Source organism: Pseudomonas sp. Eth.TT006, from assembly GCF_054456575.1.
The window spans coordinates 106,527-126,709 of record NZ_JBTJEN010000015.1 but is presented as its reverse complement, the minus strand read 5'-3'; the positions used below and the strand labels follow the sequence as shown (position 1 = coordinate 126,709).

The window sequence follows — 20,183 nt, the reverse complement described above, 5'->3', positions numbered from 1 at the left end:
TTGTGGAAGAAATCCGCCGAGCTGGCACCCTTGTTGCTAATACCTGTGTACCGCCGAGTGAGTGTCAAAAAATTGCGGGCCGCCCTAGAGAGTAGACCATGAGCCAAGGTATTGAATTTAATCGGTTGATGATGGACATGAAGGCCATGAAAATGGACGCCATGGCCGCGCCAAAATCGACTGCCGCCGTCCCTGAACTGGCTGGCAGCAGCTTTTCCGACATGCTCGGGCAGGCCATCAACAAAGTCAGCGATACCCAGCAGGCGTCGACTCAACTGGCCAACGCATTTGAAGTCGGCAAGAGCGGCGTCGACCTGACCGACGTGATGATCGCCTCGCAGAAAGCCAGCGTGTCGTTCCAGGCTCTGACCCAGGTGCGCAACAAGCTGGTTCAGGCTTATCAAGACATCATGCAGATGCCGGTTTAAGGACGAGATTGAGTCATGGCAGAAGCAGTCGCCGATAACGTTCCGGCCAAGGCCACCCCGATAGACGGCAAACCGCCGCTGTTCGGCCTGTCCTTCCTGGAAAATCTCTCCCAGATGACCATGCTGCGTCAGGTGGGCCTGTTGGTCGGCCTGGCTGCGAGCGTGGCGATTGGTTTTGCCGTGGTGCTGTGGTCGCAGCAGCCGGATTACCGTCCGTTGTACGGCAGCCTGGCCGGCATGGACGCCAAACAGGTCATGGACACCCTGGCCTCGGCTGATATCCCTTATACCGTCGAACCGAATTCCGGCGCCTTGTTGGTCAAGGCCGATGACTTGTCCCGTGCGCGGTTGAAGCTCGCGGCTGCTGGTGTCACTCCCAGCGACGGCAACATCGGTTTTGAAATCCTCGACAAGGAACAGGGTCTGGGCACCAGCCAGTTCATGGAAGCGACCCGTTACCGTCGTGGTCTGGAAGGCGAACTGGCGCGCACCATTTCCAGCCTGAACAACGTCAAGGGCGCGCGCGTGCATTTGGCGATTCCGAAGAGCTCGGTGTTCGTGCGTGATGAACGCAAGCCAAGCGCATCCGTGCTGGTCGAGTTGTACTCCGGGCGTTCGCTGGAGCCGGGTCAGGTGCTGGCGATCATCAACCTGGTGGCGACCTCGGTGCCCGAGTTGAGCAAATCGCAGATTACCGTCGTCGATCAGAAGGGCAACCTGCTCTCCGATCAGGCGGAGAACTCCGAAATGACCATGGCCGGCAAGCAGTTCGATTACAGCCGGCGCATGGAAAGCATGCTCACCCAGCGCGTGCACAACATTCTGCAACCGGTACTGGGCAACGATCGTTACAAGGCTGAAGTCTCGGCCGACATCGATTTCAGTGCTGTCGAATCTACTGCCGAGCAGTTCAACCCCGATCAACCGGCGTTGCGCAGCGAGCAGTCGGTCAACGAACAACGCACCGCCAGCAATGGCCCGCAAGGTGTGCCGGGTGCCCTGAGCAACCAGCCGCCTTCGCCAGCCTCGGCCCCGCAAACCACCGGTGGCGCCGCAGCGCCGGCCGGCATGATTCAGCCTGGTCAGCCATTGGTGGATGCCAACGGTCAGCAGATCATGGACCCGGCCACCGGCCAGCCGATGCTCGCGCCGTACCCGGCGGACAAGCGTCAACAATCGACCAAGAACTTCGAGCTCGACCGTTCCATCAGCCACACCAAACAGCAGCAGGGTCGCCTGAATCGTCTGTCGGTGTCGGTGGTGGTTGACGATCAGGTCAAGGTCAACGCGGCCAACGGTGAAACCACCCGTGCGCCGTGGAGTGCCGATGAACTGGCGCGCTTCACCCGTCTGGTGCAGGACGCGGTCGGCTTCGACGCCAGCCGTGGCGACAGCGTCAGCGTGATCAACATGCCGTTCTCCGCCGAGCGCGGTGAAGTGATTGCCGATATTCCGTTCTACTCCCAGCCATGGTTCTGGGACATCGTCAAACAAGTGCTGGGTGTGTTGTTCATCCTGGTGCTGGTGTTTGGTGTGCTGCGTCCGGTGTTGAACAACATCACCGGCGGCGGCAAAGGCAAGGAGCTGGCCGGTCTGGGCAGCGACGTGGAACTCGGTGGCATGGGCGGCCTGGACGGCGAACTGGCCAACGACCGCGTGAGCCTCGGTGGTCCGCAGAGCATTCTGTTGCCTAGCCCGAGCGAGGGTTATGACGCGCAACTGAATGCAATCAAGAGTCTGGTGGCAGAAGATCCGGGTCGCGTCGCCCAGGTCGTGAAAGAGTGGATTAACGCAGATGAGTGATAACCGAGCCGCTGTCGCTAAATTGTCCCGGGTCGACAAAGCCGCGATTCTGCTGCTGTCCCTGGGTTCGACCGATGCCGCGCAAGTGCTGCGCCACATGGGTCCCAAAGAGGTTCAGCGCGTCGGCGTGGCCATGGCGCAGATGGGCAACGTCCATCGCGAGCAGGTCGAGCAGGTCATGAGCGAGTTCGTCGACATCGTCGGCGACCAGACCAGCCTCGGTGTCGGCTCCGACGACTACGTGCGCAAAATGCTTACCCAGGCGCTGGGCGAAGACAAGGCCAACGGCCTGATCGACCGCATCCTGCTCGGTGGCAACACCAGCGGCCTAGACAGCCTGAAATGGATGGAACCGCGTGCCGTTGCCGACGTGATCCGCTACGAACACCCGCAGATCCAGGCGATCGTGGTTGCCTACCTCGACCCGGATCAGGCCGGTGAGGTGCTCGGCAACTTCGACCACAAGGTGCGTCTGGACATCATCCTGCGCGTCTCGTCGTTGAACACCGTGCAGCCGGCCGCGCTGAAAGAACTGAACCAGATTCTCGAGAAGCAGTTCTCCGGCAACTCGAATGCTTCGCGCACCACCCTGGGTGGCATCAAGCGCGCGGCGGACATCATGAACTTCCTCGACAGCTCGATCGAAGGCCAGCTCATGGACTCGATCCGCGAAGTCGACGAAGACCTGTCCGGTCAGATCGAAGACCTCATGTTCGTGTTCAACAACCTTGCCGATGTCGACGACCGTGGCATCCAGGCGCTGTTGCGCGAAGTCTCCTCCGACGTGCTGGTACTGGCGCTCAAGGGCTCCGACGAAGGCGTCAAAGAGAAGATCTTCAAGAACATGTCCAAACGTGCTGCCGAACTGTTGCGCGACGACCTCGAGGCCAAAGGCCCGGTGCGCGTCAGCGACGTCGAAACCGCGCAGAAGGAAATCCTCACCATTGCCCGTCGTATGGCCGAAGCCGGCGAAATCGTCCTCGGCGGCAAAGGTGGCGAGGAAATGATCTAAGCCCATGGACAAGCACGACGACGATGTGACGGATCTGATCCGTGCCCGCGATGTTCGCAGTTTCGAATCCTGGGCGCTGCCCAGCTTCGATCCGCCAAAACCGGAACCCGAGCCAGAACCGGAGCCCGAACCGCCGGAAATGGAAGAAGTGCCGCTGGAGGAAGTCCAGCCACTGACGCTGGAAGAACTCGAAAGCATCCGTCAGGAGGCTTACAACGAGGGCTTCGGCATCGGCGAGAAAGAGGGTTTTCACAGCGCCACGCTGAAGGTGCGTCAGGAGGCCGAAGTGGCGCTGGCGGCGAAGCTGGCCAGCCTCGAGCAACTGATGACCCACCTGTTCGAGCCTATCGCCGAGCAGGACACGCAGATCGAAAAGGCCTTGGTCGACCTCGTGCAGCACATCGCCAAACAGGTGATCAAGCGCGAACTGGCGATTGATTCCAGCCAGATCGAACACGTCATGCGCGATGCGCTCAAGCTGCTGCCGCTGGGCGTGGACAATGTGCGTCTGTACGTCAACCCGCAGGACTTCGAGCAGGCCAAGGCCCTGCGCGAGCGTCACGAGGAGTCCTGGCGCATCGTCGAGGATGAGTCGCTGATGCCCGGTGGTTGCCGGGTTGAGACCGCGCACAGCCGGATCGACGCCAGCATCGAGACCCGCGTGACCCAAGTCATGGGCAAGCTGTTCGATCAGTTGCACGAGCAGGCCTTGCACCCGGCCGCGCCGGATCTGACCCTGGACCTGCCTGAAACGTCAGCCCCGACGCCAGTTTCTGACGAGCCGCCTGCGGACCTCTCCGATGCGCCTTGAACGCACCAGCTTCGCCAAGCGCCTCAGCAGTTATGCCGAGGCCGTCGAGATTGCCGGTGCGCCAATTCTTGAAGGCCGCCTGCTGCGCATGGTCGGCCTGACCCTCGAAGCCGAAGGCCTGCGCGCCGCCATGGGCACGCGCTGCCTGGTGATCAATGACGACAGCTATCACCCGTCCCAGGTAGAAGCCGAAGTCATGGGCTTTTCCGGCAGCAAAGTATTCCTGATGCCGGTTGGCAGCGTCGCCGGCATTGCCCCTGGCGCCCGCGTGGTGCCTCTGGCGGAAACCGGTCGCCTGCCGATGGGCATGAGCATGCTCGGTCGCGTACTGGACGGCGCCGGGCGGGCGCTGGACGGCAAGGGCGGGATGAAAGCCGAAGACTGGGTGCCGATGGACGGCCCGACGATCAACCCGCTCAACCGCGACCCGATCCACGTACCGTTGGACGTCGGCATCCGTTGCATTAACGGTTTGCTGACGGTCGGCCGCGGTCAGCGTCTGGGCCTGTTCGCCGGTACCGGTGTTGGTAAGTCGGTATTGCTGGGGATGATGACGCGCTTCACCGAGGCCGACATCATTGTCGTCGGCCTGATCGGTGAGCGCGGTCGAGAAGTCAAAGAGTTCATCGAGCACATTCTAGGTGAAGAAGGCCTCAAACGTTCGGTGGTGGTCGCCTCGCCAGCGGACGATGCGCCGCTGATGCGTCTGCGGGCAGCGATGTACTGCACGCGGATCGCCGAGTATTTCCGCGACAAGGGCAAAAATGTCCTGTTGCTGATGGATTCGCTGACCCGTTTCGCCCAGGCCCAGCGGGAAATCGCGCTGGCCATCGGCGAACCGCCCGCGACCAAGGGTTATCCGCCCTCAGTGTTCGCCAAGTTGCCGAAACTGGTGGAGCGCGCCGGTAATGCGGAGAAGGGCGGTGGTTCGATCACCGCGTTCTACACCGTGTTGTCCGAAGGCGACGATCAGCAGGACCCGATCGCCGACTCGGCGCGGGGTGTGCTCGACGGTCACATTGTGCTGTCGCGGCGTCTGGCCGAAGAGGGGCACTATCCGGCCATCGACATCGAAGCCTCGATCAGCCGGGTGATGCCGGCCGTGGTTTCGGCGGAACACATGCAGCGCGCGCAGTATTTCAAACAGCTGTGGTCGCGCTACCAGCAGAGTCGCGACCTGATCAGCGTCGGTGCCTACGTGGCCGGCGGCGACCGCGAGACCGATCTGGCGATCTCGCTGCAGCCGCAACTGACCCGCTACCAGCGCCAGGGGCTGAACGACAAGATCAACATGGGTGAAAGCCAAGCGTATCTGGAAACCCTGTTCGCGCCGGCGGCAGGCGGATAACCGGCCATGGCCGTAAGTCGTGCCGCACGTCTGGCGCCGGTGGTGGAAATGGCCGAGCAGGCCGAGAAAACCGCCGTGCAGCGCCTGGGTTACTTTCAGGGCCAGGTCAAAGTGGCCGAAAGCAAACTCGCCGACCTCGACGCCTTTCGTCTGGATTATCAGGAGCAGTGGATCGTTCGTGGCAGCGACGGGGTTTCCGGGCAATGGCTGCTGGGCTATCACGGCTTTCTCGCGCAGCTGGACACCGCTATCGATCAGCAGCGACAGAGCCTGATCTGGCACCAGAACAACCTGATCAAGGCGCGGGATGCCTGGCAGCAGGCGTTCGCCAAGGTCGAGGGCCTGCGCAAGCTGGTGCAGCGTTATCGCGAAGAGGCGCAACGCCTCGAGGACAAGCGCGAGCAGAAGTTGCTGGACGAATTGTCCCAGCGTTTGCCGCGACGGGATCCGTTCTAAGCCGCGCCACCAAATACTGTGGGAGCGGGCTTGCTCGCGAATGCAATCGCTCGGTTGACTGAAGTGTTGACTGGCACGCCGCCTTCGCGAGCAAGCTCGCTCCCACATTGGATCTGGCTCTGCGCCTTGCCCCAATCCTGTCCAGATGCTAAACCTTGTACACATTCGTCAATGACAAGGAAGCCAGTCAATGTCAGTCGTTACAGAAGTCTCCCCGGATGGTCAAAAGCTGACGATTTCGATCAAGGGACGGTTCGATTTTGGGCGCCATCAGGAGTTTCGCGAGTCCTATGAGCATCTTGCGAAGAAGCCCGATTCCATTGTGGTCGACCTGAAAGACGCCACGTATCTCGACAGCTCCGCACTGGGCATGCTGCTCCTGCTGCGGGATCACGCCGGCGGCGACAGTGCTGATGTGCAGGTAATCAACAGCAACTCCGACGTGCGCAAGATCCTCGCCATCTCCAATTTCGACAAACTGTTCGACATCAGTTGACCGCCATGCAGGCGCAAGAGCCGCTGACGATCCTGATTGCCGAAGACAGCGCCGCTGATCGCCTGCTGTTGTCGACCATCGTCCGTCGTCAAGGCCATGAAGTGCTGACGGCGAGCAATGGCGCCGAAGCAGTCGAAGTCTTTGGTCGGCAGCAGCCGCATCTGGTGCTGATGGACGCGATGATGCCGGTGATGGACGGCTTTGAGGCGGCGCGGCAGATCAAGGCGCTGGCGGGGGAAACCCTGGTGCCGATCATCTTCCTGACCTCGCTGACCGAAAGCGAAGCGCTGGCCCGTTGCCTGGACGCCGGGGGTGACGACTTTCTGGCGAAGCCTTACAACCAGGTGATCCTCGCCGCCAAAATCAAGGCGATGGATCGCTTGCGTCGCTTGCAAGCCACGGTACTGCAACAACGCGACCTGATCGCCAGGCATCACGATTACCTGCTCAACGAACAGCGCGTCGCCAAAGCGGTGTTCGACAAGGTCGCGCATTCCGGCTGCCTGAGTGCGCCGAACATTCGCTATCTGCAATCACCCTATGCGCTGTTCAACGGCGATCTGCTGTTGGCGGCGTACACTCCCGCTGGCGACATGCATGTGCTGCTCGGTGATTTCACCGGTCACGGCCTGCCGGCAGCGGTGGGGGCGATGCCGCTGGCTGAAGTGTTTTACGGGATGACCGCCAAGGGCTACGGCCTGGCCGAGACCCTGCGTGAGATGAACGCCAAGCTCAAGCGCATCCTGCCAGTAGACATGTTTTGCTGCGCGACCATGCTCTGCCTGAGTTTCCAGCGGCGGTCGGTGGAGGTCTGGAACGGCGGCATGCCTGACGGTTATCTGCACCGGATTGCCACCGGCGAGCGCGTGCCGCTGGCTGCGCGGCATTTGCCGTTGGGGGTGCTCAGTCCACAAGCGTTCGATGATCGCACCGAAGTGCAAACGATGGCGGTCGGCGACCGGGTGTTCCTGCTCTCCGATGGGGTGATCGATACTACCGACGCTGATGACCGACTGTTTGGGGTCGAGCGCCTGCAGCAACTGTTTGCCGCCAACCGTGAGCCGGACAACCTGTTTGCCGAGATCGAGCAGGCCCTGCACGCCTTTCGTGGCGAGCCCCGCGACGATGTGAGCATGGTCGAGATCAGGCTGCCGGACGTGGCGCAGGTGATGCCGTCGGTACCGGTGTATTCCGACAGCGGCCAATCGTCTCCGCTGGATTGGTCGGTGAGCTTCGAGTTTCGCGGCGCCACGCTCAAACGCTTCAACCCGTTACCGTATCTGCTGCAGTTGTTGCAGGAGGTGCATGGCTTGCGCAGTCAGAGCGGCGCGATCTACAGCGTGCTCGCCGAGCTGTATTCCAATGCGCTGGAGCACGGCGTACTGGGTCTGGATTCCAGTCTCAAACGCGATGCTGCAGGATTTGCCCGCTACTACGAGCAGCGCAATGAGCGGCTGGAGGCGTTGCAGGACGGTTACGTGCGGGTGCATTTGCTGGTGCAGCCCCAAGGGGCGGGAGGTTGTCTGGTCATCCGCGTCGAGGACAGCGGCAAGGGCTTCGACGTCGCCAAGGTAATGGAGCGGCCACTGGACGGTGTCCGTCTGTCGGGGCGGGGCGTCAGTCTGGTCCGGCAATTGGGGCTTAACGCCAGTTGGTCGGACGAAGGTCGTAGTGCCTGCGTGGAGTTTTCCTGGAAGATTCAGGCATAATTCGCGCAATTCTTGATCAAGGAGTGAACAAGTGTCTGACACGCATATTGATCGCGACGCGCTGAGCGTGCTGCGCGAAGTCATGGAGGATGGTTATCCGGAGCTTCTGGATACCTTTCTGACCGATTCCGAAAGCCGCTTGGCTGAGCTGCACAAGACTGTGGATGCCAAGGATTTGTCTGAAGTCGCCCACAGCTTCAAGGGCAGCGCCAGCAACATGGGCGCTCTGCGCTTGGCGGCGCTTTGCCAGGAGCTGGAATCGCAAGCCAAGGACAAAACGCCGACGGAAATCGACAAGCTGGTGGCTGATATCAGCAGCGAGTTTGCCGAAGTGCGACCGGTCTACGAAGACGAGCGCCAGCACGCACTGACCCATTGATCCTGCCGTCCGGCGCTTTTCTACAGCGCCGGACAAGTCTGGCCCGACACTTGCAGTAATCGCCATCAACTGTACCTACGATTCCAGTGCAGCGGAGACCGTGTCATGCCTGCGACCCCCAATGTTCTTCTTCAATCTGCTGCCCAGGCCAAGGCGCAAGCTGCGGCTGCGAAAGCGCCGGCCGTGGCCGCAGACACCGGGGACAAGGCCTCAAGCTTCGCTCAGGTGTTCGCCGATCAAGGCCCGAAAAAGGTCCTCGCCAGTAGCGATAATTCGTTGAAACCGGCGCGTGACAAGGTCGCCGACACCAGCAATAAACCGGACGCCGGCAAGTCGTCCCCTGCCGCTGCGCAACAGACCGTTGCCGATAGCGGCAACGCCTTGCCTGCCGACAAGACGGCCTCGACGCCATCCGATGAGCAGGCTGCCAGCGACGATGCGGCCACCGACACCACGCAGACCCCGGTGGCCGACACCGCTCTGGTTGATCCGGCACTGGATCCGGCTCTGGCGCAAACCGTCCAGCCCTTGGTGACCACGCCCGTGGTGCCAGCCCCGGTCGTTGAAGCGCCGGCAGCGGCCACAACCGAAACGCCAGTGGTGGCCGCTGCCGTTGCGCCAGCGGTGGTCAAAGATCCGGCGGCCGTCACCGACAACACTTTTGATCCGGCAGCCGATCCGCTCGACTCGCTACCAGCGGTGCGCATGGCAATGGAGCAGGGCGGGCATATATCTGCCAGCAGCCAATCCCAGCCTAAAGCCGCGCCGACGCAAACCCAGGCCGACGGTGAATTGACTTCGGCGCAGACTTTCGCTGCCGGCATGGCCAGCATGCTCGATGTGCAAGCCGACAAGGACAGCACCAGCCAGAACGGCGAGAAAACCTTCAGCGGCCTGATTGACGATGGCCTCAAAGACCTCAAGTCGGCCACCAGCGACACCCGCGTCGATGATTTTGCCAATCGTCTGGCGGCGCTGACCCAGGCGGCCACGCCGAAAACCGCCAACGCGGTGCCGGTGAACCAGCCGATCGCCATGCATCAAAGCGGCTGGACCGAGGAAATCGTCAACCGCGTCATGTACCTGTCGAGCGCCAACCTCAAGGCCGCCGATATTCAACTGCAGCCGGCAGAGCTTGGGCGTCTGGATATCCGGGTGAACATGGTTCCGGATCAGCAGACCCAAGTCACGTTCATGAGCGCGCATCCAAGCGTGCGCGAAGCACTGGACGGCCAGATGCATCGCCTGCGTGACATGTTCACTCAGCAGGGCATGGGTCAGGTTGACGTCAACGTCTCCGATCAGAGTCGTGGCTGGCAGGGTCAGCAGGGACAGGAGCAGGCGCAGCAGGGCCAGAGTGGACGTACCAGCGCTGCCGGTGGTCGTCTGGATTCGGCTGATGAAGAATTGGCACCTGCGGCTGTTGCGGAAGCCGCTGCGCAAACCACCAGCGTGATTGGCTCCAGCGCTGTCGACTACTACGCCTGACCAAATCAAAAGCCCCTCACCCTAGCCCTCTCCCAGAGGGAGAGGGGACCAATTGGGGGGATGCTTGCGAAGTACGCCGACCTGATACTTTTGCTGTGAATCCATAATCGACTCGGTATCTCAGGTCGATGTTTGACGCTTGACACCTCACCCCAGCCCTCTCCCTCCGGGAGAGGGCTGGGGTGAGGGTTGCTTTTGACTTCTGCTGTCTCTGCCAATACCGACACTTCTGGCATAACACTTGCTCTTGCCTTGCCGTGCGACTGTGAAAACCCGATTAGTGACGGATTATTGGCATGGCGAAGAGCGAAACCGCAGCAGTGAAAGACCCCGCAACCAAAGGCAAACTCAAGCTGATCATTGTGATCGTGCTGGCGCTGCTGCTGGCCATTGGCGCATCCGTGGGGGCGACCTGGTTCTTCATGCACGGTGCCCAGAGCAAGCCTGCCGCAGCGGCCGAAACGGCGCCGGTCGGCAAGCAGCCGGCGATCTTCGAGCCGATGGCGCCGGCGTTCGTCGCCAACTACAACCAGAACGGCCGTCAGCGCTACATGCAAGTGAGCATCACCATGCTGGCGCGTAACCAGGCCGATCTGGAAGCGCTGAAAGTGCACATGCCGGTGATCCGCAACAACCTGGTGATGCTCTTCTCCGGTCAGGACTTCGCCACGCTGGCGACCCCGGTCGGGCAGGAAATGCTGCGCCAGAAGGCCACAGCCAGCGTCCAGGAAGTGGCGCAGAAAGAGCTGGGCAAAGTGGTAATCGAACAGTTGCTTTTCACTAATTTCGTACTGCAGTAGGAACACGACATGGCCGTGCAGGATCTGCTGTCCCAGGATGAAATCGACGCGCTGTTGCACGGCGTCGACGATGGTCTGGTACAGACCGATAACGCTGCCGAACCCGGCAGTGTCAAAAGCTACGACCTGACCAGCCAGGATCGCATCGTCCGTGGACGCATGCCGACTCTGGAAATGATCAACGAGCGTTTTGCCCGTTACACCCGCATCAGCATGTTCAACATGCTGCGCCGCTCGGCGGACGTTGCCGTCGGTGGCGTTCAGGTGATGAAGTTCGGCGAATACGTGCACTCGCTGTACGTGCCGACCAGCCTCAACCTGGTCAAGATCAAACCGTTGCGCGGCACCGCGCTGTTCATCCTCGACGCCAAACTGGTGTTCAAGCTGGTGGACAACTTCTTCGGCGGCGACGGCCGTCACGCCAAGATCGAAGGGCGTGAATTCACCCCGACCGAACTGCGCGTGGTGCGCATGGTGCTGGAGCAGGCTTTCGTCGATCTGAAAGAAGCCTGGCAGGCGATCATGGAAGTCAATTTCGAGTACATCAACTCGGAAGTGAACCCGGCCATGGCCAACATCGTCGGCCCGAGCGAGGCGATCGTCGTCTCGACGTTCCACATCGAACTCGACGGCGGTGGCGGTGATCTGCACGTGACCATGCCGTACTCGATGATCGAGCCGGTGCGCGAAATGCTCGACGCCGGTTTCCAGTCGGACCTCGACGATCAGGACGAGCGCTGGGTCAACGCCCTGCGTCAGGACGTGCTCGATGTCGACGTGCCGATCGGCGCCACCGTGGCCCGCCGCCAGTTGAAGCTGCGCGACATCCTGCACATGCAACCGGGGGATGTGATCCCGGTCGAGTTGCCGGAAGACATGATCATGCGCGCCAACGGCGTACCGGCCTTCAAGGTCAAGATGGGCTCGCACAAAGGCAACCTCGCGTTGCAGGTGATTGAGCCGATCGAGCGTCGCTGAAGCGGCGCTCCAACCCCCAAGCATTTAACTGAATTTTTGCCCGCCGAGGACAAATGATGAACGACGAAATGAACGCCCAGGACGATCAGGCACTGGCCGACGAATGGGCTGCGGCCCTGGAAGAGACCGGTGATGGCAGTCAGGCTGACATCGACGCACTGCTGGCCGCCGACGCCGGCACCGCAAGCTCCAACCGTCTGCCGATGGAAGAGTTCGGCAGCGTGCCGAAGAACCACGATCCGGTAACCCTCGACGGCCCGAACCTCGACGTGATTCTCGACATCCCGGTGTCGATCTCGATGGAAGTGGGCAGCACCGACATCAACATTCGCAACCTGCTGCAACTCAACCAGGGTTCGGTGATCGAGCTCGATCGTCTGGCCGGCGAGCCGCTGGACGTGCTGGTCAACGGCACGCTGATTGCGCACGGTGAAGTGGTGGTGGTCAACGAGAAGTTCGGCATCCGCCTGACCGACGTGATCAGCCCAAGCGAACGCATCAAGAAGCTGCGCTGAGTGAAACGCTTTCTCTGGGCATTGCTGGCATTGCCATTGAGCGTGCTGGCCGCCGAACCGTCGACGGCGCATACCGTGCCGGCTGCCACTGCGCCAATGGTCAACAGCGGCGTGGCCGGGCAGTTGACGCAACTGGTGTTCGGTCTGTTGCTGGTCCTGGGGCTGATTTTCTTCCTCGCCTGGCTGTTGCGCCGGGTGCAGCAGGCAGGCCCGGCGGGCAAGGGTCAGCTGATCGAACTGATCAGCTCGCGCGCCCTCGGCCCACGCGACCGGCTGGTACTGGTGCAGGTCGGCAACGAGCAGATTCTGCTGGGCCTGAGTCCCGGCACCATCACCGCGCTGCATGTACTCAAGGAACCGGTGCAGGTGCCGGACACCAGCGAAAAAGCGACCCCGGAATTTGCCCAGCATCTGCTGAAGATTCTCGGCAAGGATCAGAAGGATAAGAAGTAATGGGTGCGCTCCGCATCGTCTTGACGCTGGCCCTGATGCTGGCGGCGCCGCTGGCGTTCGCCGCCGATCCGTTGTCGATCCCGGCGATCACGCTCGGCACCAACGCCAATGGCGCGCAGGAATACTCGGTCAGCCTGCAGATCCTGCTGATCATGACCGCCCTGAGCTTCATTCCGGCGGCCGTGATTCTGATGACCAGTTTCACCCGGATCATCATCGTCTTTTCGATCCTGCGTCAGGCCCTCGGCCTGCAACAGACGCCGTCGAACCAGATCCTCACCGGCATGGCGCTGTTCCTGACCATGTTCATCATGGCCCCGGTGTTCGACCGGGTGAACAATGATGCGCTGCAGCCATACCTGGCGGAAAAACTCACCGCGCAGCAAGCGGTGGAAAAGGCCCAGGTGCCGATCAAGGACTTCATGCTCGCCCAGACCCGCACCAGCGATCTGGAGCTGTTCATGCGCCTGTCCAAACGCACGGACATCGCCACTCCGGATCAGGCACCGCTGACCATTCTGGTGCCGGCGTTCGTCACTTCCGAGCTTAAAACCGCATTCCAGATCGGCTTCATGATCTTTATCCCGTTCCTGATCATCGACCTGGTCGTGGCCAGTGTGCTGATGGCGATGGGTATGATGATGCTGTCACCACTGATCATTTCGCTGCCGTTCAAGATCATGCTGTTTGTGCTGGTGGATGGCTGGGCGCTGATCATCGGTACCCTGGCCAGCAGTTTCGGAGGTGTTTCGCCATGACGCCGGAAGTCGCGGTCGATATCTTTCGTGAAGCGCTGTGGCTGACCACGCTGATGGTCGCGATTCTGGTGGTGCCGAGCCTGTTGGTCGGCCTGCTGGTGGCGATGTTCCAGGCCGCGACGCAGATCAACGAACAGACCCTGAGCTTCCTGCCGCGTCTGCTGGTGATGCTGGTGACCCTGATTGTCGGTGGTCCGTGGATCGTGCAGACGTTCATGGAATACATCATTCAGCTGTACAAAAACATCCCGATGGTCATCGGCTAAGCCATGCAATCGCTGCTTCAGCTGACCGACACCCAGATCAGTAGCTGGGTAGCGTCGTTCATGTTGCCGCTGTTTCGCGTCGCCTCGATGCTGATGGTCATGCCGGTGTTCGGCACGACCCTGGTATCGCGCCGGGTGCGCCTGTATTTCGCCGTGGCCATTACCGTGTGCATTGCCCCGGGCCTGCCGCCGATGCCAGCGGTCAGTCCGCTGGATCTCAGCGGTTTGCTGCTGATCGCCGAGCAGATTCTGGTGGGTGCGGTGCTGGGGTTTTCCCTGCAACTGTTCTTCCAGGCTTTCGCCGTGGCCGGGCAAATTGTCGCGATCCAGATGGGCATGGGCTTCGCCTCGATGGTCGACCCGGCCAACGGTGTCTCGGTGGCGGTGATCGGCCAGTTCTTCACCATGCTGGTGACCTTGCTGTTCCTGTCGATGAACGGCCACCTGGTGGTGTTCGAAGTGCTCACCGAAAGCTTCACCACGCTGCCGGTCGGCGGCGGCCTGATGACAGCGCAATACTGGGAACTGGCCGGCAAACTCGGCTGGATCCTCGGGGCTGCGTTGTTGCTGGTGCTGCCGGCGGTCACCGCGTTGCTGGTGGTCAACATCGCGTTCGGCGTGATGACCCGCGCCGCGCCGCAACTGAACATCTTCTCCATCGGTTTTCCGCTGACCCTGGTGCTGGGCCTGTTCATTGTCTGGGTCGGTCTGGCGGACATTCTCAATCAGTATCAGCCGCTGGCCGCCGAGGCCTTGCAGTTGCTACGTGAACTGGCACGGGCGCGCTGAGTCATGGCAGAGAGCGAAAGCGGTCAGGACAAAACAGAAGACCCCACGGAGAAACGCAAAAAGGACTCCCGGGAGAAGGGCGAGATCGCCCGCTCCAAAGAGCTCAACACCCTCGCGGTGATGCTCGCCGGCGCCAGTGGCCTGTTGATTTTCGGCGGCATGCTGGCGGAGGAGCTGATGCACCTGATGCGGCTGAATTTCTCCCTGTCGCGGGAAGTGATCATGGACGAGAAATCCATGGGCACGTTCCTGCTGATCTCCGGCAAGATCGCGCTGTTGGCGATTCAGCCGATCATGATCACCCTGTTGCTGGCCGCGCTGATTGGTCCGATTTCCCTCGGGGGCTGGCTGTTCGCGGCTGGCTCCCTGGCCCCCAAGTTCAGCCGGATGAACCCGGCATCGGGCCTGAAGCGGATGTTTTCGTTCAAGGCCGTGATCGAACTGCTCAAGGCCCTGGCCAAGTTTCTGATTACCCTGGGCGTGGCGCTGGTGGTGTTGTCCTCGGACGTCGATGACTTCTTGCGCATCGCCCACGAACCGCTTGAGTCGGCGATCATTCACAGCGTGACGCTGGTGGGCTGGAGTTCGCTGTGGCTGGCCTGCGGCCTGATCATCATCGCCGCGGTCGACGTGCCGGTGCAGCTGTGGGAAGCCCACAAGAAACTGCTGATGACCAAGCAGGAAGTGCGCGACGAGCACAAGGATCAGGAAGGCCGGCCAGAGGTCAAGCAGCGCATCCGCCAGACTCAGCGCGAGATGTCGCAGCGGCGGATGATGGCGGCGATCCCCGACGCCGACGTGGTCATCACCAACCCGACCCACTACGCTGTCGCACTCAAGTACGACTCGGAGAAGGGTGGGGCGCCGGTGCTGCTGGCCAAGGGCAGCGACTTCCTTGCGCTGAAGATCCGCGAAATCGCCGTGGCCAACAACGTCATGTTGCTGGAATCGCCGGGGCTGGCGCGTTCGATCTATTACTCCACCGAACTGGAACAGGAAATCCCCGGCGGCCTGTACCTCGCGGTCGCGCAGGTGCTGGCCTACGTCTACCAGATTCGCCAGTACCGCGCGGGCAAGGGCAAGCGTCCGGATCCGCTCAAGGATGATCTGCCGATTCCGCCGGATTTGCGCCGGGATTCCTGATTGTGCTGACGCCTCAAAACAACGCCGCCCCGATTGCACGGGGCGGCGTTTTTGTTTGCCTGAAATCGGACTCCCTGTAGGAGCTGCCGAAGGCTGCGATCTTTTGATCTTGCTCTTCAAAAAACAAGATCAAAAGATCGCAGCCTGCGGCAGCTCCTACAGGGGGGTTATTGCTGCGGCAGTTCCAGATTATCCAGCACCCGATTCACCGCCAGCTCACCCAGCATGATCAGTTGCGCGATGCCCTGCAGGGACCGGCGCTGTGACGCGGGTATGAGGTGGGCGAAGTCGTTGGCGATGGTTCTGGCCGAGGCGAGTGTTTCGCAGGCGTTGGCCAGCAGTTCCTCGTTTTTGAAGTCGGCGGTCACGGCGTACATCCGCCGGGTTCGGCGTGGCGGTGGCGTGGAACCGGGCGGGCAGAGGTAATGGTCGAGCGCGCGGTCGGCGGCTTCGTGGAGCTTTTTTGAGTCAAGGGATTCGTAGGGGGAGACGGGGTCGGTTTCGGGTGGGTTTGGCGTAGGTTTTATCATTGGTAAAGCCTCTAGAGTAGTGAGGCCGGCACTGTTCGCTGCTAACGAAGGAGGTGGCGGCTGTACGCGGGTTAGCAGACCAGGACTCTAGAACCCGGCGCACCGAAGTGCCCCGCGCAAAGCCGCCATAACGGCAACGGACTTTGTGCGTCTAGAGAAAACCCGGGCTGCTAAACCCGATCACTGAACAATCAGCGACCGAACCACAATAGAACCCGCCCCCAAGGCGCACAAGCCGGCGGATTCTGGCGTAGCTGTAGGCAATGGCGCAAGGAGGTGTAGCCGGCAAGGCGTGTCTGGAGGTGTCTTTTAAACGCCAAAGTTTAAGAGGTGAAAAGTAGGGAGGTGGTCTGGATGAAAACAGGGTCTGTACTGAAGGAATTTTTAAGTAGGCCATTCGTCTGGTAATAGGCCTTACCTGTCAGGTTTTACAGGTGCGGGAAGAAAGTACTCGCGGTTTGATGGCTGAGTGACACCGCGCGCATTTTTCGCGCGGCTACTTCGAGCAAATCAAGGAACCTGACAATGAAAGGTATATTCAGTAGCTATGACCCGAAAACCGGTAAAGGCACCATTGCTCCAGATCCAGAACCAATAGGGCAAGGCTTCTCTTTTGGCGCGGCCGCGGGAGCCTTCCTGTCTACCAAGGATTACACGTTCAGCATTCCATCGACGCAGGTTGGGAGCGTGAAGATCAAAGTCGGCGGCGCGGTTGAATTCGACAAGCTGACAACGGCCGGAGACGAAGCCACAAACCTGCGCTATTAATTTTCCCGAAAGGTCAGACCATCGCAGCCTCGGAGATCTCCACCTGTCTTTGTAGGAGCTGCCGAAGGCTGCGATCTTTTGATCTTGCTCTTCAAAAAACAAGATCAAAAGATCGCAGCCTGCGGCAACTCCTACAGGGGGGTTATTGCTGCGGCAGTTCCAGATTATCCAGCACCCGATTCACCGCCAGCTCACCCAGCATGATCAGTTGCGCGATGCCCTGCAGGGACCGGCGCTGTGACGCGGGGATGAGGTGGGCGAAGTCGTTGGCGATGGTTCTGGCCGAGGCGAGTGTTTCGCAGGCATTGGCCAGCAGTTCTTCGTTTTTGAAGTCGGCGGTCACGGCGTACATCCGCCGGGTTCGGCGCGGCGGTGGCGTGGAACCGGGCGGGCAGAGGTAATGGTCGAGCGCGCGGTCGGCGGCTTCGTGGAGCTTTTTTGAGTCGAGAGATTCGTAGGGGGAGACGGGGTCGGTTTCGGGTGGGTTTGGCGTAGGTTTTATCATTGGTAAAGCTCCTTGAGAAATGGAGCCGTCAACCTTCGCTGCTAAACAAAGAGGTGACGGCTAGTACGCGGGTTAGCAGACCAGGCTCAAGGATCCCGGCGCACCGAAGTGCCCCACGCAAAGCCGCCATAACGTAATGGCAGGACTCGCGTACCTTGAAAATTGCCGGGCTGCTAAACCCGATCACTGAACAATCAGCGACCGAACCACAATAGAACCCGCCCCCAAGGCGCACAAGCCGGCGGATTCTGGCGTAGCTGTAGGCAAAGCCGCAAGGATGTGTAGCCGGCAAGGCGTGTCTGGAGGTGTCTTTTAAACATCTGCGTTTAAGAGGCGTTGCAATTTCTGATCTCCTGCGGTGTTGCTGATGGCCTCTTCGCGAGCAAGCCCGCTCCCACATTCGATCTTCAGCGAATGCAGAATGGGCATATCACACAGATCCCCTGTGGGAGCGGGCTTGCTCGCGAAGGGGCCATTCCAGTCAGCGAAAAAATCACGCCCAGCCCCTCTGTTTCCGCCATAGGCAAAAGTTGGAAGGCTTCTTGCAATAGCCGCCGTGCGCCCGCTGCGGGCGTCAAAAGTTTGCTTTAAAGGAACGGGGAAAACCGGTGGATCGCTCTCAGTTAATCAACAGCGCACGCTCGAACATTGCCGACCTCAGTCGGGGCAATCTGGGCGTGCCAATCCTGCTGTTGGTCATGCTGGCGATGATGATGCTGCCAGTGCCGCCGTTCCTGCTGGACGTGTTTTTCACCTTCAACATTGCCCTGTCGATCGTCGTGCTGCTGGTCTGCGTGTATGCCTTGCGGCCGCTGGATTTTGCGGTGTTCCCGACCATTCTGCTGGTGGCGACCCTGTTGCGGCTGGCGTTGAACGTGGCGTCGACGCGGGTGGTGATGCTCCACGGTCAGGACGGCCATGCCGCGGCCGGTAAGGTGATTCAGGCCTTCGGCGAAGTGGTGATCGGCGGTAACTACGTGGTCGGTATCGTGGTGTTCGCGATCCTGATGATCATCAACTTTGTCGTGGTGACCAAGGGTGCCGGGCGGATTTCCGAGGTGAGCGCGCGCTTCACCCTCGATGCCATGCCCGGCAAACAAATGGCGATCGACGCCGACCTCAACGCCGGTCTGATCGACCAGAACCAGGCCAAGGCCCGCCGTCAGGAGGTCGCCCAGGAGGCGGAGTTCTACGGTTCGATGGACGGTGCCAGCAAGTTCGTCCGCGGTGACGCCATTGCCGGCCTGCTGATTCTGTTCATCAACCTCATCGGCGGCATGGCCGTCGGTATCTTCCAGCACAACATGTCCTTCGCCGACGCGGGCAAGGTTTACGCCTTGCTGACCATCGGTGACGGTTTGGTGGCGCAATTGCCATCACTGTTGTTATCGACAGCTGCCGCGATCATGGTGACCCGTGCTTCCGGTTCGGAAGACATGGGCAAGCAGATCAACCGGCAGATGTTCGCTTCGCCAAAAGCGCTGGCGGTGGCCGCTGGCCTGATGGCGGTCATGGGCCTGGTGCCGGGCATGCCGCACTTCTCGTTCCTGACCATGGCGGCCCTGGCGGCCGGTGGCGCGTACCTGTTCTGGAAGAAGCAGAACGTCGCCAAGGTTCAGGCGCTGCAAGAGGTTCAGCGTCAGCAGGAGCTGCTGCCATCGCCGGCCCGCGCCATGGAAACCAAGGAGCTGGGCTGGGATGACGTGACGCCGATCGACATGATCGGCCTGGAAGTCGGCTATCGCCTGATCCCGCTGGTGGATCGCAATCAGGGTGGGCAACTGCTGGCGCGGATCAAGGGCGTACGCAAAAAGCTCTCGCAAGACCTGGGCTTCCTGATGCCCACCGTGCACATCCGCGACAACCTCGACCTTGCGCCAAGCGCCTATCGCCTGACCCTGATGGGCGTCATTCTGGCCGAAGCCGAGATCTACCCGGACCGCGAGCTGGCGATCAACCCGGGGCAGGTCTATGGTTCGCTCAACGGCATTACCGCCAAAGATCCGGCTTTCGGCCTGGAGGCGGTGTGGATCGAAGTCAGCCAGCGCGCTCAGGCGCAATCGCTCGGCTACACCGTGGTCGATGCCAGCACCGTGGTCGCGACGCACTTGAACCAGATTCTGTACAAGCACTCCAGCGAGCTGATCGGTCACGAAGAAGTGCAGCAACTCATGCAATTGCTGGCCAAAAGCTCGCCGAAACTGGCTGAAGAGCTGGTGCCGGGGGTGGTTTCGCTGTCGCAGTTGCTCAAAGTGCTGCAGGCGCTGCTGGCCGAACACGTGCCGGTGCGCGATATCCGCAGCATCGCCGAAGCCATCGCCAACAACGCCGCCAAGAGTCAAGATACCGCCGCGCTGGTGGCCGCAGTACGCGTCGGCGTATCCCGCGCCATCGTCCAAAGCATTGTAGGCACTGACTCCGAGCTGCCTGTGATCACCTTGGAACCAAGGTTGGAACAAATATTGCTCAATAGTCTGCAGAAGGCAGGACAAGGCTCGGAAGAGGGTGTTCTGCTGGAGCCAAGCATGGCCGAGAAGCTGCAGCGTTCGCTCATCGAAGCGGCGCAGCGCCAGGAAATGCAAGGTCAACCGGTGATCCTGTTGGTAGCAGGCCCGATACGCGCGATGCTCTCGCGCTTTGGCCGCCTCGCAGTCCCGGGACTGCACGTGCTGGCGTATCAGGAAGTTCCGGACAACAAGCAAGTGACCATCGTTGCGACAGTAGGGCCCAACGGCTGAGGTAGTGGTT

At 60.9% G+C, this 20,183-nt stretch carries 22 protein-coding genes; 20 read left to right on the top strand and 2 right to left on the bottom strand.

The window, feature by feature from the left end; translation table 11 throughout:
* Positions 1-98 precede the first annotated feature (98 nt).
* The 18 genes from fliE (at position 99) to flhB (ending at position 15,632) form a co-directional block, all read left to right on the top strand.
* The gene (gene fliE, locus ACXR0M_RS22140; RefSeq protein ID WP_458833855.1) at positions 99-428 is read left to right on the top strand and encodes a flagellar hook-basal body complex protein FliE; all 330 of its coding nucleotides are present in this window, start codon (positions 99-101) and stop codon (positions 426-428) included.
* Positions 429-443: 15 nt separating this feature from the next.
* Positions 444-2,231 carry a flagellar basal-body MS-ring/collar protein FliF gene (fliF, locus tag ACXR0M_RS22135; protein ID WP_458833854.1) on the top strand — a complete coding sequence of 596 codons (1,788 nt, stop codon included), beginning with the start codon at positions 444-446 and terminating at the stop codon, positions 2,229-2,231.
* Positions 2,224-3,243: a flagellar motor switch protein FliG gene (fliG, locus tag ACXR0M_RS22130; RefSeq protein ID WP_007958288.1), complete on the top strand. Its 1,020-nt coding sequence runs from the start codon at positions 2,224-2,226 to the stop codon at positions 3,241-3,243. The genes fliF and fliG overlap by 8 nt, the downstream gene beginning before the upstream one ends.
* A 4-nt stretch (positions 3,244-3,247) precedes the next feature.
* Complete coding sequence (gene fliH, locus ACXR0M_RS22125) at positions 3,248-4,054, top strand: flagellar assembly protein FliH (protein ID WP_458833853.1); 807 nt, start codon at positions 3,248-3,250, stop codon at positions 4,052-4,054.
* The gene (fliI, locus tag ACXR0M_RS22120) at positions 4,044-5,402 is read left to right on the top strand and encodes a flagellar protein export ATPase FliI (RefSeq protein ID WP_127651611.1); all 1,359 of its coding nucleotides are present in this window, start codon (positions 4,044-4,046) and stop codon (positions 5,400-5,402) included. The genes fliH and fliI overlap by 11 nt, the downstream gene beginning before the upstream one ends.
* Before the next feature lie 6 nt (positions 5,403-5,408).
* Complete coding sequence (gene fliJ, locus ACXR0M_RS22115) at positions 5,409-5,858, top strand: flagellar export protein FliJ (protein WP_458833852.1); 450 nt, start codon at positions 5,409-5,411, stop codon at positions 5,856-5,858.
* 190 nt (positions 5,859-6,048) lie between these two features.
* Complete coding sequence (locus ACXR0M_RS22110; RefSeq protein ID WP_458833851.1) at positions 6,049-6,354, top strand: STAS domain-containing protein; 306 nt, start codon at positions 6,049-6,051, stop codon at positions 6,352-6,354.
* 5 nt (positions 6,355-6,359) lie between these two features.
* Entirely contained in the window at positions 6,360-8,063 is a 1,704-nt protein-coding gene (locus tag ACXR0M_RS22105; protein WP_458833850.1) for an ATP-binding SpoIIE family protein phosphatase, read from the top strand.
* Positions 8,064-8,094: 31 nt separating this feature from the next.
* Positions 8,095-8,442, top strand: a complete 348-nt coding sequence (locus tag ACXR0M_RS22100) for an Hpt domain-containing protein (RefSeq protein ID WP_458833849.1) — start codon at positions 8,095-8,097, stop codon at positions 8,440-8,442.
* A 105-nt stretch (positions 8,443-8,547) separates the two neighbouring features.
* Positions 8,548-9,930 carry a flagellar hook-length control protein FliK gene (locus ACXR0M_RS22095; protein ID WP_458833848.1) on the top strand — a complete coding sequence of 461 codons (1,383 nt, stop codon included), beginning with the start codon at positions 8,548-8,550 and terminating at the stop codon, positions 9,928-9,930.
* 296 nt (positions 9,931-10,226) lie between these two features.
* The gene (fliL, locus tag ACXR0M_RS22090; RefSeq protein WP_458833847.1) at positions 10,227-10,730 is read left to right on the top strand and encodes a flagellar basal body-associated protein FliL; all 504 of its coding nucleotides are present in this window, start codon (positions 10,227-10,229) and stop codon (positions 10,728-10,730) included.
* Between the two features lie 9 nt (positions 10,731-10,739).
* Positions 10,740-11,708 (top strand): flagellar motor switch protein FliM, encoded by a 969-nt coding sequence (gene fliM / locus ACXR0M_RS22085; protein WP_458833846.1) that lies wholly within the window; start codon positions 10,740-10,742, stop codon positions 11,706-11,708.
* A gap of 56 nt (positions 11,709-11,764) precedes the next feature.
* A complete protein-coding gene (gene fliN / locus ACXR0M_RS22080) occupies positions 11,765-12,223 on the top strand; it encodes a flagellar motor switch protein FliN (RefSeq protein ID WP_458833845.1) in 459 nt (152 codons plus the stop codon).
* Complete coding sequence (gene fliO / locus ACXR0M_RS22075; protein ID WP_458833844.1) at positions 12,224-12,676, top strand: flagellar biosynthetic protein FliO; 453 nt, start codon at positions 12,224-12,226, stop codon at positions 12,674-12,676.
* The gene (fliP, locus tag ACXR0M_RS22070) at positions 12,676-13,434 is read left to right on the top strand and encodes a flagellar type III secretion system pore protein FliP (protein ID WP_458833843.1); all 759 of its coding nucleotides are present in this window, start codon (positions 12,676-12,678) and stop codon (positions 13,432-13,434) included. Before fliO ends, fliP begins: the two co-directional genes overlap by 1 nt.
* Positions 13,431-13,700 carry a flagellar biosynthesis protein FliQ gene (fliQ, locus tag ACXR0M_RS22065; protein WP_041072975.1) on the top strand — a complete coding sequence of 90 codons (270 nt, stop codon included), beginning with the start codon at positions 13,431-13,433 and terminating at the stop codon, positions 13,698-13,700. The genes fliP and fliQ overlap by 4 nt, the downstream gene beginning before the upstream one ends.
* 3 nt (positions 13,701-13,703) lie before the next feature.
* Positions 13,704-14,489, top strand: coding sequence for a flagellar biosynthetic protein FliR (gene fliR / locus ACXR0M_RS22060; RefSeq protein WP_458833842.1), 786 nt, complete (start codon positions 13,704-13,706; stop codon positions 14,487-14,489).
* Between the two features lie 3 nt (positions 14,490-14,492).
* Positions 14,493-15,632, top strand: a complete 1,140-nt coding sequence (gene flhB / locus ACXR0M_RS22055; protein WP_458833841.1) for a flagellar biosynthesis protein FlhB — start codon at positions 14,493-14,495, stop codon at positions 15,630-15,632.
* Positions 15,633-15,799: 167 nt separating this feature from the next.
* Here the strand turns inward: flhB and ACXR0M_RS22050 are convergent, their stop codons facing one another.
* Positions 15,800-16,162: a DUF6124 family protein gene (locus ACXR0M_RS22050; RefSeq protein WP_458833839.1), complete on the bottom strand. Its 363-nt coding sequence runs from the start codon at positions 16,160-16,162 to the stop codon at positions 15,800-15,802.
* A gap of 525 nt (positions 16,163-16,687) precedes the next feature.
* Here ACXR0M_RS22050 and ACXR0M_RS22045 point away from each other — a divergent pair.
* Positions 16,688-16,930 (top strand): hypothetical protein, encoded by a 243-nt coding sequence (locus ACXR0M_RS22045; RefSeq protein WP_458833840.1) that lies wholly within the window; start codon positions 16,688-16,690, stop codon positions 16,928-16,930.
* Between the two features lie 142 nt (positions 16,931-17,072).
* Here the strand turns inward: ACXR0M_RS22045 and ACXR0M_RS22040 are convergent, their stop codons facing one another.
* Positions 17,073-17,435 (bottom strand): DUF6124 family protein, encoded by a 363-nt coding sequence (locus ACXR0M_RS22040; RefSeq protein WP_458833839.1) that lies wholly within the window; start codon positions 17,433-17,435, stop codon positions 17,073-17,075.
* Positions 17,436-18,043: 608 nt separating this feature from the next.
* Between ACXR0M_RS22040 and flhA the strand changes: the two genes are divergently transcribed.
* On the top strand, positions 18,044-20,173 hold the full coding sequence (flhA, locus tag ACXR0M_RS22035) for a flagellar biosynthesis protein FlhA (protein WP_458833838.1): 2,130 nt from the start codon (positions 18,044-18,046) through the stop codon (positions 20,171-20,173).
* Positions 20,174-20,183: the final 10 nt, after the last annotated feature.